Origin of the sequence: Pantoea sp. SOD02 (assembly GCF_024707505.1) — a bacterium.
Taxonomy (GTDB): domain Bacteria; phylum Pseudomonadota; class Gammaproteobacteria; order Enterobacterales; family Enterobacteriaceae; genus Pantoea; species Pantoea symbiotica.
In genome coordinates this window covers 3,219,425-3,235,192 of the sequence record NZ_CP102604.1, presented here as the reverse complement: position 1 = coordinate 3,235,192, position 15,768 = coordinate 3,219,425, and the positions used below count along the sequence as shown (strand labels likewise).

Here is a 15,768-nt window from a genome sequence, read left to right as displayed (position 1 = left end):
TAACGCAGCGACGAAAATCCCTGGTCGCGCATGCTTCAATCGCGCCTTCAACAGAGTAACGTTGTCCGCCGTGAATGCTCAAGAGGAACCGCGCATCCGTGCAGCGGCCTGCGAGGCGTCTCGCAATCTGCTACTGGCGAACCAGGCGGGAAAAACCGGGAGAGAATGGCACGTTACTGCGCCACGGATTAATATCCAGACCGCCGCGCCGCGTGTAACGTGCATAAACGGTTAATGCTTCTGGCTGACAAAAGCGCTGAACATCGTTGAAAATGCGTTCAACGCACTGCTCATGAAACTCATTGTGCTGACGGAATGAGATGAGATATCGCAGCAGCGCTTCACGATCGATACGCGGGCCTTTGTAGCGGATCATTACCGAGCCCCAATCGGGCTGATTGGTGATTAAACAGTTTGATTTCAGCAGATGGCTAACCAGCGTTTCTTCAACCATCTCGCGGCCTGCGGCCTGCGCCAGATAATCTGCGTTGAAGGCGTAATCGTGGATTTCGATATCCTGCTCATCAATCACTTCGCCAGTGAAGTGGCCAATTGGCTGGCCTTCCACTTCGCTGAGACGAAACAGGGCCACGCTGACCTGACCGTTCGCGCAGGCGCTGAGATCGCGCTCTAGCGTCTGGCGCACTTCGCCCCAGTCGGCGAAAACTGTCTGATTAAAGCTGTTAAGATAGAGCTTGAAACTCTTCGACTCGATCAGGTTTTGGCTATCGGCGCGCAGCACTACTTCGCCCACCGCCACCTGCGGAACGCCTTTGCTGTTGAGCCAGGAGAGTTCGTATAGCGTCCAGATATCTGCGCCAGTAAAAGGCAGATTATCGGGATACAGCCCAAGCGGCTCACGGTTCAGGCTGCGCGGCACGGATTGCAGCAGCGTGTTATCGTAACGATCGACATAAGCCGTGGGCTTACCTAAGGTCAGGCCGCTTAATGCCTGATCCCGGTTTTCAGAAGACATAACGGTTACCACTAAATTTCATCAAAGTGGTTAAGTGTAACCTAACACCTGCGAGAATATGAATGATGCAGCAAACCGTAGATGCTCTGCGTGATTTTACCGCCCGCTACGTTGAACATTGGCAGCAACAAACCGGACATTTTCCCGCCAGCGCCGATCTGCTTGGCGTTCCCTCCGACTGCATCATCAGCACGCTGGATGACCGCGTGTTGTGGCAGCCGCAGCCGTTTACGTTACCGGCCACGCTTGAAGCGGTAGAGCGTGCACTGGATCTGCAACTGCAACCGGAAATCAGTGCGTTTTACACCACGCAATTTGCCGGCGATATGACGGCAACCTTAGAACAGCGACCAATTACCCTGCTGCAGGTATGGAGTGAAGCGGATTTTACCCGCCTGCAAGAGAACCTGATTGGCCATCTGGTTATGAAGCGCCGCTTAAGACAGGCACCAACTTTGTTTATTGCCACCACCGATTCAGAGAATGATGTGATTGCGCTGTGCAATCTTACCGGTGAGGTCATTCTGGAGGAGCCTGGCACTAAAAAGCGTGAAGTGTTGGCGCCATCCGTTAAGACATTTCTTAATGCTTTACAACCGGTTACTCAGTGATTTGCAGATTTTCAGGCTGCGCTTTGTGAGAGATCTCTCACGTCTCGTGTGAGAGATCGCTAGATCATCGTGCAGACTTCTGGAAGCCGTAAATGTAAAAATATTGTGAATCATGAACTTATGGCATCAATCTGAAAATTAAGACAGGGCTTAATCCATTAACGCTTCTTACTGGCTTGTTATTGCGATGGTTTCTGGGAGAATAGTCACCACTGGCAGGATGCTGGGGATTAAGAGACGTTCAGGAGAATGTCAGCCATGAGGCAGGAACGTAACGGAGTTTACGGCACAAGGAAGGCTTCAGGACGAAGCAGGACACTCAGGATTGAGTCAGGGACACCTCCAGGACGGAGAATGAGAGCCACGCGGAATGTGGCGGGCCAGGATGCTAAGGACCAATGTCATGATGACAAGCGACGGAAAGCGCAGGAAAAGTTGTCATGGATGAGCAGGGAGCACAGCAGTAGCTGGAATGCTGCAAACGAAAACCGGGAGCACTGTAATCACAGTGCTCCCTTTTTTTATGCCATTTTTGCGCCGGGCGTGACTGATGGTATGCTTGCCGCCCAATTTTTCTCTGGAGGTGGCGCATGTCGTCGCAAATGATTTTTCAGCGCCTGCAGCAGGTCGAAGCGGTGATGCGCGAACACGGCCATTGGCAGTCACAATCCCCCGAGGCGAGCGCCTTCACCAGTACCGAACCTTTCTGTCTTGATACCATGGAGCCGCTGCAATGGCTGCAATGGGTATTGATGCCGCGCTTTTATGCGCTGCTCGAAAGTGGCGCGCCGTTACCGCAGAATTTCGCTATCACACCTTATTATGAAGTCGCATTGCCAGCCGAAACCGCGGGCTATGCGGCATTATTGCTGACGCTCAATAAGTTTGATGCGCTGTTCCAGGAACCTTCCGCCTGATGCTCGAAATCCTTTATCAAGATGAGTGGCTGGTCGCCGTGAATAAGCCAGCCGGTTGGCTGGTGCATCGCAGCTGGCTCGATCGCAACGAAAAAGTGGTGGTGATGCAAACGGTGCGCGACCAGATTGGTCAGCATGTCTTCACCGTGCACCGACTCGACCGCCCAACCTCTGGCGTGTTGCTGATGGCCTTATCGAGTGAAGTCGCCCATTTACTGGCGCAGCAGTTTGAACAGCATCAGATGCAGAAAACCTATCATGCGGTGCTGCGCGGCTGGCTGGAAGGCGGCGCGACGCTGGATTATCCGCTGGTGGAAGAGCTGGATAAGATTGCTGACAAATTCGCCACTCAGGAGCCTGTTGCCCAACCGGCAGTAACGGATTACCAGGCGCTGGCACACGTTGAGATGCCGGTCGCTATCAGCCGTTATAACACCGCGCGCTATACGCTGGTGGAGATGGCTCCGCACACCGGCCGTAAACATCAACTGCGCCGCCATATGGTGCATCTGCGCCATCCGATTATTGGCGACAGCGCGCACGGCGATTTGCGCCAGAATCGTGGTGCGGCGGCACACTTTGGCCTTAATCGCCTGATGCTGCACGCCAGCGCACTTAGCTTTACCCATCCCGTCACCGGCGAGCCCTTAGTGATTCGCGCCGGGTTGGATCGCGTATGGCAGCAGATGCTTGATCAATTTGGCTGGCAGGATCAGATCCCTGATGTTCCCAGGGTTGAGTTTGCCATTGATGCAGTCCAGGATAAGCCAACAGAATAAAGGAGCGGCAAGATGGCAAAGATTGGCATTTTTACAGGTACGGTTTACGGCAATGCGCTGCTGGTGGCTGAAGAAGCACAGACGGTGCTGGAAGAGCAGGGCCACGAGGTGAAGGTGTTTGAAGATCCGTCGATGGCGGATTGGCAGGCATACAGTAAAGAGGTGGTGCTGATTGTCACCTCAACTACCGGCCAGGGCGACTTCCCGGATAACATTGCCCGCCTGTATGTTAAGGTGCGTGATGAGCTGGGTTATCAACCCGAATTGCGTTACGGCGTGATTGGCTTGGGTGATAGCAGCTATGACAATTTCTGCGGTGCCGGTAAAACCTTCGATGCCACTTTGCAGGAGCAGAGTGCACAGCGCATCGGCGAGGTGCTGCTGGTGGATGCGACGGAAGATCCGGAGCCAGAATCAGTGACGTCACCTTGGGTTGAGAGCTGGGGTAAGTTGCTGTAATGGGTGAGGTCGCCATGAATGGCGACCCTCCATAAGCGTTGTAGGGTTGGCATTCATGCCAACCTGGTCATCACGTCACCGGCGCCGGATTAAATACCGCCAGCTGATTACGGATCCCCCAACGATCCGACCACGTCTGTTTGCGCCCGCTGGCAATATCCAGAATCAACTCAAACAGTCGCCAACCGACCTGTTCAATACTCTCTTCGCCCGTCGCAATAGTTCCGGCATTAATATCCATCAAATCATGCCAGCGTTCGGCCAGCGCATTGCGCGTTGCCATCTTAATCACCGGAATGGCGGCTAAACCGTAAGGCGTGCCGCGCCCGGTGGTGAACACCTGCAAGGTAATGCCCGATGCCATCTGCTGCGTGCCACAGACGAAATCGCTGGCTGGTGTTGCTGCATAAATTAGCCCGCGTTTGGTAGGGCGCTGGCCTGGCGATAACACTTCAACAATTGGGCTGCGACCTGACTTCGCAATCGAACCCAGCGCTTTCTCCACCACATTCGCCAGCCCGCCTTTTTTGTTGCCTGGCGAGGGATTGGCGCTGCGATCGGTTTGGCCCTGGCTGAGATAATCGTCATACCACGCCATCTCTTCCAGCAGCCGTTTGCCGACTGCTTCATCTACCACGCGCGGCGTCAGCAGATGAATGGCATCACGCACCTCGGTCACTTCCGAGAACATTACAGTCGCACCGCAGCGCACCAGCAAGTCGGAAGCAAATCCCACGGCGGGGTTCGCCGTTACGCCAGAGAAAGCATCGCTGCCGCCGCATTGTGTGCCAATCACCAGCTCTGATGCAGGACAGGTTTCACGCTGGCGTTGATTGAGCTTTTTCAGATGGCGTTCAGCGACCTGCAGGATTTCATCCACCATCGCGCCAAAACCGACCAGCCGCTCATCCTGCAAACGCACAATGTCGTTGTCATCCAGCGAAATTGCCTGCACGTCCGGTGTGCCGGTCAGCAAACGTTCCGGCTGTAATTTCTCGCAGCCGAGGCTGACGATCATCACTTCGCCACCAAAATTGGGATTCAGTGCCAGGTTATGAATGGTGCGAATCGGCACCACCGCAGCGGGTGCATTGATTGCCACGCCACAGCCATACAGATGATTCAGCGCCACCACGCCATCGACATTGGGATAGCGCGGCAGCAAATCACGCTCAATGATTTGCACCACATAATCCACCACGCCTGCCACGCAGTGGACGCTGGTGGTGATACCGAGCAGGTTACGCGTGCCCACGCTGCCATCCGCGTTGCGATAGCCTTCGAAGGTATAACCTTCCAGCGGCGGCAGCGCGGGCGGCACATTGTTTGCCAGCGGCAAACTGTTGAGCGGTGGCGCTTCGGGCAGCGCCACCAGTGATTCTTCAATCCAGCTACCTTGTGGGATCGGACGCAGCGCATAGCCAATCACTTCACCGTAGCGCAGGATCGCGCCCGCTTGCGGGATGTCACTCAACGCGACCTTATGTCCCTGCGGCACATGCTCAGTCAGTTGCAGCCCGTCGTCGAAACGGGTGCCGGACGGCAATCCCTGATTGTTGACCACGATCGCCACGTTATCGGCATCGTGCACTTTGATATAGAGCGGTTTTTCTGTCAGAGGACGGTTCATTGCTCACCTTCCAGTTCGTCGCACTGTACTTAGCAGCGCGGTTTAAAATACGTCCATCACGTCATCGTTTTTTGCCAGCCTCAGTATATGCAGGGGTATTTGCCGTATGCATTGTGCAACTGACTGGCTTTAAGGAGATTTATCAGAGGATTTTGGTTCGTTTATCCAAACGCAAGTGAAGGGACTCACAAACTGCTCTTGGCCTGTACGTTTACCAGGCAAAATCGCGGTGGAAAAAAGCGTTCCGTGAGCCACGCCGCAGCGTTATGTGCAGATGCCATAAAATCATTCTCATTCGCCCTTAATCCTCATGCGTTCTTCCAGTGTTTCGCCTCCAGGCTGTTCCTATACTGATTCTCGTTCTTCAACGTTAGGTTATTCGTCACGACGCATCATCGTATTGCCAAATATAAAAATCGCCGTGTTTAACCCAACATCATTCTGATACCCAACGCGATGTGTATGCAGTCAGAGTGGATGTAGCGTTCGCTATATTTCAGGAGTGCATCATGAATAGTTTCAGCCAGACAGCGGAAGCGGTGCAGAAGCGCACCAATGCCCGTTACTGGATTGTGGTGATGTTATTTATCGTCACCTCGTTCAACTACGGTGACCGCGCAACCATTTCAATTGCCGGTTCGGCGATGTCCAAAGATATCGGCCTTGATTCGGTCGGCCTGGGTTACATCTTCTCCGCCTTCTCGTGGGCGTACGTTATTGGGCAGATTCCGGGCGGCTGGCTGCTCGACCGCTTCGGCTCAAAACGCGTCTACTTCTGGAGCATCTTCCTCTGGTCGCTGTTCACCTTGCTGCAGGGCTTCGTCGATCTGTTCAGCGGCTTTGGCATTATCATTTCGCTGTTCCTGTTGCGCTTCCTGGTCGGCCTGGCTGAAGCGCCATCCTTCCCCGGCAACAGCCGCATCGTTGCGGCCTGGTTCCCGGCGCAGGAGCGCGGCACCGCAGTAGCAATCTTCAACTCGGCGCAATACTTCGCCACGGTGATCTTCGCGCCGATCATGGGTTGGCTGGTGTCAGAAGTGGGCTGGGCGCACGTGTTCTGGTTCATGGGCGGATTGGGCATCATCCTCAGCTTCATCTGGTTGAAAGTGATCCACGATCCCACCGATCATCCGGGCGTTAACAAAGCTGAGCTGGAGTACATGGAGCAGGGCGGCGCGCTGATCAACATGGACGTCAAAAAGGACGACCGCAAAGTGAGCTGGAGCGAGAAGTGGTTCCAGATCAAACAGCTGCTGACTTCCCGCATGATGCTGGGCATCTATCTCGGCCAATACTGCGTCAACGCCTTAACCTATTTCTTTATTACCTGGTTCCCGGTTTATCTGGTGCAGGCGCGCGGTATGTCGATTCTGAAGGCGGGCTTTATTGCCTCGATTCCAGCGGTATGCGGCTTCCTCGGCGGCGTATTGGGCGGGGTGATTTCTGATTACCTGATGCGCAAAACCGGTTCGCTGAATATCGCGCGTAAAACGCCGATTGTGCTTGGCATGCTGCTTTCCATTTCGATGGTGATGTGTAACTACACCGACACCGAATGGGTGGTGGTGTTCTTCATGGCGCTGGCGTTCTTCGGCAAAGGCATTGGCGCGCTGGGCTGGGCGGTGATGGCAGATACTGCACCGAAAGAGATCAGCGGTTTGAGCGGCGGTCTGTTCAACATGTTCGGTAACTTCTCCGGCATCGTCACGCCAATCGCTATCGGTTACATCATCGCCACCAGCGGTTCCTTCGAAGGCGCGCTGATTTATGTCGGTATCCATGCCTTTGTCGCCGCATTTAGCTTCCTGGTGATTGCCGGCGATATCAAACGCGTCGAACTGAAAACCAGGCCATAAGGACGGAATATGACTACGCAAAGTACGCCGGTCATCACCGACATGCAGGTGATTCCGGTTGCCGGTTACGACAGCATGCTGCTCAACATCGGTGGCGCGCATAGCGCCTGCTTCACCCGCAATATCGTGGTGCTCACTGACAGCGCCGGACATACCGGCGTCGGTGAAGCGCCGGGCGGTGAAACCATCTACCAAACGCTGATTGAGGCGATTCCTCAGGTGAAAGGTCAGCAGGTTGCGCGCATGAATCGTCTGGTGCAGCAGGTGCACAAAGGCAATCAGTCGGCGGATTTCGATACCTTCGGCAAAGGCGCGTGGACCTTCGAGCTGCGCGTCAATGCGGTGGCCGCGCTGGAAGCCGCGCTGCTCGATCTGCTAGGCCAATGCCTCGGCGTGCCGGTGGCGGAACTGCTCGGTCCAGGCCAGCAGCGCGATGAAGTCACGGTGCTGGGTTATCTGTTTTATCTCGGCGATCGTCGCAAAACCGATTTGCCCTATCTGACCGGCGAAAATGCCAGCCACGATTGGTATCACTTACGCCATCAGGAGGCGCTAACGCCGGAATCTGTGGTGCGGCTGGCGGAAGCGGCGCAGGACAAATACGGCTTCAAAGATTTCAAACTCAAAGGCGGCGTGCTGCCGGGCGAACAGGAAATTGAATCGGCGGCAGCGCTGAAAAAACGCTTTCCCGATGCGCGCATCACCGTCGATCCCAACGGTGCCTGGACGCTCGACGAAGCCATTCGCTTGTGTAAAGGCATGGGCGATGTGCTGACCTACGCCGAAGATCCGTGCGGTGCCGAGCAGGGTTATTCCGGTCGCGAAGTGATGGCCGAATTCCGCCGTGCGACGGGCTTGCCGGTCGCCACCAACATGATCGCCACCAACTGGCGCGAAATGAACCACGCGGTGATGCTCAATTCCGTTGATATCCCGCTGGCCGATCCGCACTTCTGGACGCTGAGCGGCGCAGTACGCGTGGCGCAGTTGTGCGACGACTGGGGATTAACCTGGGGCTGTCACTCAAATAACCACTTCGATATTTCGCTAGCGATGTTCACCCACGTGGGTGCTGCTGCACCGGGTAAACCCACCGCCATTGATACGCACTGGATTTGGCAGGAGGGCGATCAGCGCCTGACCAAAGAGCCACTGCAGATCCGCAACGGCAAAATCGCCGTGCCGGATAAGCCGGGCCTCGGCGTCGAGCTGGATTGGGATCGCTTGCATCAGGCCAACGCTTTGTACAAATCGCTGACGGCGGGCGCACGTAATGACGCCACCGCTATGCAGTATCTGGTTCCCAATTGGTCATTCGACCGCAAGCGCCCAGCATTGGGTCGCGGCTAAGTCTAAGGAGCAGGAAATGAGTCAGACACCGAAAATTACATCGCTGCAGGTCATTCCGGTGGCCGGTTACGACAGCATGTTGCTCAACCTGAGCGGCGCGCATTCTCCGTTCTTCACCCGCAATATCGTCATTATTAAAGACAATGCCGGACATACCGGCGTGGGAGAGATTCCGGGCGGCGAAAAGATTCGTCAGACGCTGGAAGATGCGGCGGCGCTGGTGGTGCAGAAAACCGTTGGCGAATACAAAAACATCCTCAACCTGGTGCGCAGCACCTTTGCCGATCGCGATTCCAGCGGGCGCGGCAACCAAACCTTTGATTTGCGTACCACCATTCACGTGGTGACCGGCATTGAAGCGGCGCTGCTCGATCTGCTGGGCCAGCACCTGGGCGTGAACGTCGCCTCGCTGCTCGGCGATGGTCAGCAACGTGACCGCGTGGAAATGCTTGGCTACCTGTTCTATGTCGGCGACCGCAAGAAAACCTCGCTGCCTTATCAGAGCCAGGAAAACGACAAATGCGATTGGTATCGTCTGCGCCACGAAGAAGCGCTGACGCCGGATACGGTGGTGCGCCTGGCGGAAGCGGCGTATGAAAAATATGGCTTTAACGATTTCAAACTGAAAGGCGGCGTGCTGCGCGGCGGCGAAGAGGCCGAAGCGGTAACGGCGCTGGCGAAGCGCTTCCCGCAGGCGCGCGTAACGCTCGATCCTAACGGTGCATGGTCGCTGAACGAGGCGATTCTGCTCGGTAAGCAGCTGAAAGGCGTGCTGGCCTATGCGGAAGATCCGTGCGGTGCCGAGCAAGGCTATTCCGGTCGCGAAGTGATGGCGGAGTTCCGCCGCGCCACCGGCATGCCGACCGCCACCAACATGATCGCTACCGACTGGCGTCAAATGGGCCACACGCTGTCGCTGCAATCGGTCGATATCCCGCTGGCCGATCCGCACTTCTGGACGATGCAGGGTTCGGTGCGCGTAGCGCAGATGTGCCACGACTTCGGCCTGACGTGGGGCTCGCACTCTAACAACCATTTCGACATCTCGCTGGCGATGTTTACCCATGTTGCCGCCGCCGCACCGGGCGCGATTACTGCCATCGATACCCACTGGATTTGGCAGGAAGGCAATCAGCGCCTGACCAAAGAGCCGTTCCAGATTAAAGGCGGCATGGTGCAGGTGCCGCAAAAGCCGGGCCTCGGCGTCGAGCTGGATATGGATCAGGTGATGCAGGCCAACGCGCTGTATCAGAAACACGGTTTGGGCGCGCGCGATGATGCGCAAGCCATGCAGTTCCTCGTACCGAACTGGACCTTTGATAACAAGCGTCCGTGCCTGGTGCGCTAACTTTTCCGGCTCCCCGCGCGGGAGCCTGCTGTAACCGACAGGAGTGAAGACAATGAGCAATGCCTGGCCGAACCCTTTTCGTCGCCGTTTGCTGGCAGGAGAAACCCTGATTGGCAGCTGGTGCGCGCTGGCTAATCCATTAACCACCGAAGTGCTTGGCCTGGCGGGCTTTGACTGGCTGGTACTGGATGGCGAACACGCGCCAAACGACATCACCACTTTTGTACCGCAGCTGATGGCGCTGAAGGGCAGCCACAGCGCGCCGGTGGTGCGTCCGCCGTGCAACGAACCGATCATCATCAAGCGCTTGCTGGATATCGGCTTCTACAACTTCCTCGTGCCGTTTGTGGAAACCGAGGAAGAGGCGATTCGCGCGGTGGCGTCTACTCGCTATCCACCGGCTGGCATTCGCGGTGTCTCGGTTTCGCACCGCAGCAACATGTACGGCACGCTGCCGGACTACAACAGCACCATCAACGATAACATCACGGTGCTGGTGCAGATCGAAACGCAACAGGCGGTGGACAACATCGATGCTATCGCCGCAGTCGATGGTGTCGATGGCATCTTCGTGGGGCCGGGCGATCTCTCGGCAGCGCTCGGCTATCTCGGCCAGCCTGCGCATCCCGAAGTATTGAAAGTGATTAAACACGTATTCGAACGCGCCAAAGCGGCGGGGAAACCGAGCGGGATTCTGGCACCGGTTGAAGCCGATGCGCGCCGCTATCTGGAGTGGGGCGCCAGCTTTGTGGCGGTAGGCAGCGATCTGGGCGTGTTCCGTAACGCCACGCAGGCGCTGTGCGACAAATTTAAAAAATAACTGACTGAGAGGAAAGGCAATGAAAATTGGATTTATCGGCCTCGGCATCATGGGCAAACCGATGAGTAAAAACCTGGTGAAAGCCGGTTATTCGCTGGTGGTGCGCGACCATAATGTCGGCAACGAAGCAGAGCTGGTGGAGCTAGGCGCCACCGTGGCGAAGACGCCAAAAGAGGTAGCAGAACAGGTGGATGTGCTGATCACCATGGTTCCGAACTCGCCGCAGGTTAAAGAGGTATGCCTCGGCGCTAACGGCATCATTGAAGGCGCGAAGCCGGGCCTGATTGTTATCGACATGAGTTCCATTGCGCCGTTAGCCAGCCGCGAAGTGCATGATGCGCTGGCGGCGAAAGGCATCAAAATGCTTGATGCGCCAGTCAGCGGCGGCGAGCCGAAAGCGATTGAAGGCACGCTGTCGGTGATGGTGGGCGGTGATAAAGCGGTGTTCGATCAGTGCTTCGACATCATGAAAGCGATGGCGGGTTCGGTGGTCCACACCGGCGACATTGGCGCGGGTAACGTCACCAAGCTGGCGAATCAGGTGATCGTGGCGCTCAACATCGCGGCGATGTCAGAAGCGCTGTCGCTGGCGACCAAAGCGGGCGTTAATCCTGAGCTGGTTTATCAGGCGATTCGTGGTGGCCTGGCGGGCAGCACCGTGCTGGATGCCAAAGCGCCGATGGTGCTGGATCGTAACTTCAAGCCGGGCTTCCGTATCGATCTGCACATCAAAGATCTGGCTAATGCGCTGGATACTTCGCACGAGATTGGCGCGCATCTGCCGCTGACCGCTGCGGTAATGGAGATGATGCAGGCGCTGAAGGTGGACGGACAGGGCACTTCCGACCATAGCGCGCTGGCCTGCTATTATGAAAAATTAGCGAAAGTTGAGATCACCCGGTAGTGCAATCGTCCGGCGTCTGCGGATGCCGGGCGGCTCGCTGCCTTCGCAGGACGGATGTCCGTCATCAACCGCGCTGGATTGCCTATGAAAATTGTCATCGCACCGGATTCATATAAAGAGAGTTTATCTGCCCTGGAAGTGGCTTCGGCGATTGAAGCGGGATTCCGCGAGATCTTTCCTGAAGCTGACTACGTGAAAATACCGGTTGCCGACGGTGGCGAAGGCACGGTTGAAGCGATGGTGGCGGCAACGCAGGGAAACATTGTCCGGCTGACGGTTACTGGACCGCTCGGCAAGCCAGTGGAAGCGTTCTACGGTTTGTCAGGCGATGAGCGCACCGCGTTTATCGAAATGGCGGCGGCCAGCGGGCTGGAGTTAGTACCTGCCGCACAGCGCGATCCGCTGATTACCACCTCGTTTGGCACCGGCGAGCTGATCAAAGATGCGCTCGATCGTGGTGTCGATCACATCATCATCGGCATTGGCGGCAGCGCCACCAATGATGGCGGTTCCGGCATGATGCAGGCGCTGGGCGCACAGCTGCTGGATGAGCACGGCAAGGAAATTGCCTATGGCGGCGGTGCATTGCCGCAGCTGGCGCACATTGATATCGCACAGCTGGATGCGCGTATTAAGCAGTGCCGCTTTGAAGTGGCCTGTGATGTCAGTAATCCGCTTACCGGTGAAAAGGGCGCGTCGGCGATCTTTGGTCCGCAAAAAGGCGCAACGCCGGAACTGGTGCAGCAGCTGGACAAAGCACTGGAACATTACGCCACCCTGATTCATCGCGATCTGGATATTGATGTTTTACACATTGATGGCGGCGGCGCGGCGGGCGGTATGGGCGCGGCGCTGCATGCGTTTTGCCAGGCTGAGTTGCGCAGCGGTATTGAGATTGTCACCGAAGCCTTAGGCCTGGCTGAGCAGGTAAAAGATGCCGATCTGGTGATTACCGGCGAAGGGCGCATTGATAGCCAAAGCATCAACGGCAAGGTGCCGATTGGTGTGGCAAAAGTCGCGAAGCAGTTTAATAAGCCGGTGATTGGCATTGCCGGAAGTTTGACGGCGGATGTCGGCGTGGTGCATCAACATGGGCTGGATGCGGTGTTTAGCGTGCTGTTTAGCATTTGTTCGCTGGAAGACGCGCTGGCCAATGCGGCGCAGAACGTGCGTTTGACGGCGCGCAATGTGGCGGCGGTGATTAAGGTGGGTAAAGCGCTGTAAGCCTGGTCGCCATGAATGGCGACCCTACAAATTCGCACGAATGATACCGTTGTAGGGTCGGCATTTATGCCGACCTGGTCCATCACCGCACTAACCCAACGCCAACAATTTTCTCGCCTCTCGCCCCACGTTCGCCATCTCATCGCTTAACTCCAGCAGCTCCGGCTCAAGCGCGTCGATATCGCTCTCCTGATGCAAACTCTTCTCCAGCTGCTGGCACAGCTGCTTCAGGCGCGGCACGCCGCTGTAGCTGGCGCTGCCGTGCAGCTTGTGAATAATCTCGCGCAATCCCACCACATCATTACTTGCCATCGCACTCTCAACGCGCTCTTCCACTTCTGGCAGGAAATCGAGCAACATTTGCAGCAGATCGCGGGCTAAGTCAGGTTTATTGGCGGCCTGACGCAGTGCTAGTGTCCAATCCAGCGACGGCGCAACTTCAGGCGGTTGCTGCTGCGGCGTGACCCGGTTCGGCGCGTAGCGTTGCAGCAGTTGGCTCAGTTTGTCCTCGTCAATCGGCTTCGCCAGATAGTCATTCATGCCAGCATTGATAAGCTGCGCACGTTCGCCATCCAACGCATGCGCGGTTACGGCGACAATCGGTGTGGTGGCGTGCAGCGGCAGGCTGCGGATGATTTCGCTGGCGCGGATGCCATCGATATCCGGCATCTGAATGTCCATCAGAATCACGTCCAGCTTGTGCAGGCGCGCCTGGCGAATCGCCTGCTCGGCGTTATCACACAGAATGATGTGCTGCACCTGCTCCTCCAGCAGCGCGCCAATCAGTTTCAGGTTGGCGGGATTGTCATCCACCGCCATTACCGTCAACGGCTGACGTGCGCCACGCGGCAGCGCATCGCTTTGCCAGTCATGTAAGTCCAGCAGCATTGGCAGCAAACGCGTCAACGAAACTGGCTTGGCGATACAACCGGCAATGCCGCGCGCGCGCAAGTCGTCGGCAAACAGCATCATTTCACTCGGCAGCGCCAACAGCACCGAATCGGCACGCGCATGCAGACGCGTAATCAACGCATCCGACAGCGTCGCGGGATGCGGCTCGGTGACCGGCAAGCCCATCAGCAGCAGCGGAAAGTGCGTATCGGGCATCTCTTCCAGGCTGGAGAAGTGCTGCACCTGCAACGGTGTGATGCTCAGCATCTCCTGCACCGCTTTCGCCACCGCCGGATGTGGCTCGATATACGCCAGCGGCGTGGCACGTAAATCATCCAGCATGCGCGGAATGGCCGGTGCGTTCGGATTGAGATCGAGATGAATATGCACCCAGAAGGTGGAACCCTGATTTTGACGGCTGTGGAAGGCAATTTCGCCGCCCATTTCGCTCACCAGTTTCTGCGTGATCACCAACCCTAAACCGGTGCCGCCATGACGACGTGAAATACTGGCATCGGCCTGGCGAAACGCCTGGAAAAGTTGTGACTGCTGCTGTTCAGAGATACCGATGCCGGTGTCATGCACCTGAATCTCCAGCTCAGCACGCGTGTTGCTGATGCTGCGCAGCTCAACGCGCAGATCAATATGTCCGTGCTCGGTGAATTTAATCGCGTTGCCAATCAGGTTGATCATGATCTGCTGCAGACGCAGCGGATCGCCAATCACGTTGTCCGGCACCTGTTTTTCCAGGCACACGGTAATTTCCAGCCCTTTGTCGTGGGCGGACGGCGCCAGCAGCACCAGCGTTTCATCCAGCGTGGCGCGCAGCGGGAACGGGATCGACTCCAGTACCAGCTTGCCGGCTTCCAGTTTCGAGAAATCGAGCACGTCGTTAATGATGCTCAGCAGGTTATTCGCCGAACGCTCGATGGTGCTCATATAGTCGCGCTGGTTGGTGCTCAGCCCGGTTTTCAGCATCTGGCGAGTAAAGCCGATCACGCCATTTAGCGGCGTTCGCAGCTCGTGCGACATGTTGGCGAGAAACTCTGATTTGATGCGAGCCGCTTCCTGCGCGCGCTTCTTCGCCAGATCCAGCTCCACGTTCTGAATCTCCAGCTGCTCCAGCGTTTCACGTAGATCGTAAGTCGCCTGATCGATGTTCTGCTGCATCTCTTCGTGATAGGCGGTGAGCGACATCGCCATGGCGTTGATGCCGTTTTTCAGAATGCTCAGCTCGCCCAGCATGTAGCCATCCACGCGACTGTCCAGCTGGCCGCGGCGAATGCGGTCCACGGTGGTGACCATGTTGCGAATCGGGCCGGTGACGTCGCGCATCAGGCGATAGGCAAACAGCATGGCGATGCACAGGCAGAACAGCAGCAGCAGCGTGGCAACAAACACCTCTTTGTACTGCTCTAGCCGCACCGATTGCAGATCCAGTTCGATTGCCACATAACCCAGCGGATTCCCGGCCGGTTTGGCATCTTCGCCCGGCAGCTCATCCACCGAATAGCGTTCGGAGATGATTGGCGTGCGCAGAATCATCACATTGCCTTGCCGCTCCACCGAGACGCCATCTTCCAGCGTTGAGATGTCCTCTTTCTGTAATAACGAGAGGTTTTGGTTGTTATTCGAGGTGACGTAGACGTGATTGTTGTTGTCGAAAATGGTGATGGCACGGACAATATTGGAGTGGCGGCGATGCAGCAGGCTGACTAATTCGCGAATCGCATCGCGGTTGTGCCACGTCATGCCGTATTCACTGGAGACCGCCAGCGGTTCGATGATGTTCGCCCCCGCGTCGTGCACCTGATGCTGTAATTCGTTGTAGCGGTGCACCACAAAGAAGGTACTGAGCAGCAGGCCAATCATCAGCGTTGGCGCCAGTATCAAAATCATCATTCGCGCCCGCAGGCTGTATTTGGTCATAATTGTGGCCTGGCGATTCCTGGCATTTTTATCCCTGTGCAAGCGCGGTTAATGGCTGCACACCCAATTAAAGT

General features: G+C 56.5%; 13 protein-coding genes. 10 read left to right on the top strand and 3 right to left on the bottom strand.

Going from position 1 to position 15,768, the window contains the following annotated elements; all coding sequences use genetic code 11:
* Positions 1–130: 130 nt before the first annotated feature.
* A complete protein-coding gene (gene queF, locus NR302_RS15055; protein ID WP_154192343.1) occupies positions 131–976 on the bottom strand; it encodes an NADPH-dependent 7-cyano-7-deazaguanine reductase QueF in 846 nt (281 codons plus the stop codon).
* Positions 977–1,038: 62 nt separating this feature from the next.
* Between queF and syd the strand changes: the two genes are divergently transcribed.
* From syd to NR302_RS15035, 4 genes are all read left to right on the top strand, one after another.
* Positions 1,039–1,587 (top strand): SecY-interacting protein, encoded by a 549-nt coding sequence (gene syd / locus NR302_RS15050; protein ID WP_258143823.1) that lies wholly within the window; start codon positions 1,039–1,041, stop codon positions 1,585–1,587.
* A gap of 590 nt (positions 1,588–2,177) precedes the next feature.
* Positions 2,178–2,504: a YqcC family protein gene (locus tag NR302_RS15045; protein ID WP_258143822.1), complete on the top strand. Its 327-nt coding sequence runs from the start codon at positions 2,178–2,180 to the stop codon at positions 2,502–2,504.
* Positions 2,504–3,283, top strand: a complete 780-nt coding sequence (gene truC, locus NR302_RS15040) for a tRNA pseudouridine(65) synthase TruC (RefSeq protein WP_154192339.1) — start codon at positions 2,504–2,506, stop codon at positions 3,281–3,283. The genes NR302_RS15045 and truC overlap by 1 nt, the downstream gene beginning before the upstream one ends.
* Positions 3,284–3,295: 12 nt before the next feature.
* Positions 3,296–3,742 (top strand): flavodoxin, encoded by a 447-nt coding sequence (locus NR302_RS15035; RefSeq protein ID WP_008101384.1) that lies wholly within the window; start codon positions 3,296–3,298, stop codon positions 3,740–3,742.
* A 70-nt stretch (positions 3,743–3,812) separates the two neighbouring features.
* Here the strand turns inward: NR302_RS15035 and garD are convergent, their stop codons facing one another.
* Positions 3,813–5,372 carry a galactarate dehydratase gene (garD, locus tag NR302_RS15030; protein WP_008101386.1) on the bottom strand — a complete coding sequence of 520 codons (1,560 nt, stop codon included), beginning with the start codon at positions 5,370–5,372 and terminating at the stop codon, positions 3,813–3,815.
* Between the two features lie 509 nt (positions 5,373–5,881).
* Here garD and NR302_RS15025 point away from each other — a divergent pair.
* From NR302_RS15025 to NR302_RS15000, 6 genes are all read left to right on the top strand, one after another.
* Positions 5,882–7,228, top strand: a complete 1,347-nt coding sequence (locus tag NR302_RS15025) for an MFS transporter (protein WP_008101389.1) — start codon at positions 5,882–5,884, stop codon at positions 7,226–7,228.
* 9 nt (positions 7,229–7,237) lie between these two features.
* Positions 7,238–8,578 carry a glucarate dehydratase family protein gene (locus NR302_RS15020; protein ID WP_258143821.1) on the top strand — a complete coding sequence of 447 codons (1,341 nt, stop codon included), beginning with the start codon at positions 7,238–7,240 and terminating at the stop codon, positions 8,576–8,578.
* A 16-nt stretch (positions 8,579–8,594) separates the two neighbouring features.
* The gene (gene gudD, locus NR302_RS15015) at positions 8,595–9,926 is read left to right on the top strand and encodes a glucarate dehydratase (RefSeq protein WP_008101394.1); all 1,332 of its coding nucleotides are present in this window, start codon (positions 8,595–8,597) and stop codon (positions 9,924–9,926) included.
* A 52-nt stretch (positions 9,927–9,978) separates the two neighbouring features.
* Positions 9,979–10,746, top strand: coding sequence for a 2-dehydro-3-deoxyglucarate aldolase (garL, locus tag NR302_RS15010; RefSeq protein ID WP_061719917.1), 768 nt, complete (start codon positions 9,979–9,981; stop codon positions 10,744–10,746).
* Between the two features lie 19 nt (positions 10,747–10,765).
* The gene (gene garR, locus NR302_RS15005) at positions 10,766–11,650 is read left to right on the top strand and encodes a 2-hydroxy-3-oxopropionate reductase (protein WP_179452258.1); all 885 of its coding nucleotides are present in this window, start codon (positions 10,766–10,768) and stop codon (positions 11,648–11,650) included.
* Positions 11,651–11,734: 84 nt separating this feature from the next.
* Complete coding sequence (locus NR302_RS15000) at positions 11,735–12,874, top strand: glycerate kinase (RefSeq protein ID WP_258143820.1); 1,140 nt, start codon at positions 11,735–11,737, stop codon at positions 12,872–12,874.
* Between the two features lie 90 nt (positions 12,875–12,964).
* Here the strand turns inward: NR302_RS15000 and barA are convergent, their stop codons facing one another.
* Positions 12,965–15,694 (bottom strand): two-component sensor histidine kinase BarA, encoded by a 2,730-nt coding sequence (gene barA, locus NR302_RS14995; RefSeq protein ID WP_258143819.1) that lies wholly within the window; start codon positions 15,692–15,694, stop codon positions 12,965–12,967.
* Between the last annotated feature and the right edge of the window lie 74 nt (positions 15,695–15,768).

Excerpts from the sequence above, each read along its gene's own strand:
- queF (WP_154192343.1), bottom strand. The coding sequence starts at position 976 with ATGTCTTCTGAAAACCGGGATCAGGCATTAAGCGGCCTGACCTTAGGT.
- syd (WP_258143823.1), top strand. The coding sequence starts at position 1,039 with ATGATGCAGCAAACCGTAGATGCTCTGCGTGATTTTACCGCCCGCTAC.
- NR302_RS15045 (WP_258143822.1), top strand. The coding sequence starts at position 2,178 with ATGTCGTCGCAAATGATTTTTCAGCGCCTGCAGCAGGTCGAAGCGGTG.
- truC (WP_154192339.1), top strand. The coding sequence starts at position 2,504 with ATGCTCGAAATCCTTTATCAAGATGAGTGGCTGGTCGCCGTGAATAAG.
- NR302_RS15035 (WP_008101384.1), top strand. The coding sequence starts at position 3,296 with ATGGCAAAGATTGGCATTTTTACAGGTACGGTTTACGGCAATGCGCTG.
- garD (WP_008101386.1), bottom strand. The coding sequence starts at position 5,372 with ATGAACCGTCCTCTGACAGAAAAACCGCTCTATATCAAAGTGCACGAT.
- NR302_RS15025 (WP_008101389.1), top strand. The coding sequence starts at position 5,882 with ATGAATAGTTTCAGCCAGACAGCGGAAGCGGTGCAGAAGCGCACCAAT.
- NR302_RS15020 (WP_258143821.1), top strand. The coding sequence starts at position 7,238 with ATGACTACGCAAAGTACGCCGGTCATCACCGACATGCAGGTGATTCCG.
- gudD (WP_008101394.1), top strand. The coding sequence starts at position 8,595 with ATGAGTCAGACACCGAAAATTACATCGCTGCAGGTCATTCCGGTGGCC.
- garL (WP_061719917.1), top strand. The coding sequence starts at position 9,979 with ATGAGCAATGCCTGGCCGAACCCTTTTCGTCGCCGTTTGCTGGCAGGA.
- garR (WP_179452258.1), top strand. The coding sequence starts at position 10,766 with ATGAAAATTGGATTTATCGGCCTCGGCATCATGGGCAAACCGATGAGT.
- NR302_RS15000 (WP_258143820.1), top strand. The coding sequence starts at position 11,735 with ATGAAAATTGTCATCGCACCGGATTCATATAAAGAGAGTTTATCTGCC.
- barA (WP_258143819.1), bottom strand. The coding sequence starts at position 15,694 with ATGACCAAATACAGCCTGCGGGCGCGAATGATGATTTTGATACTGGCG.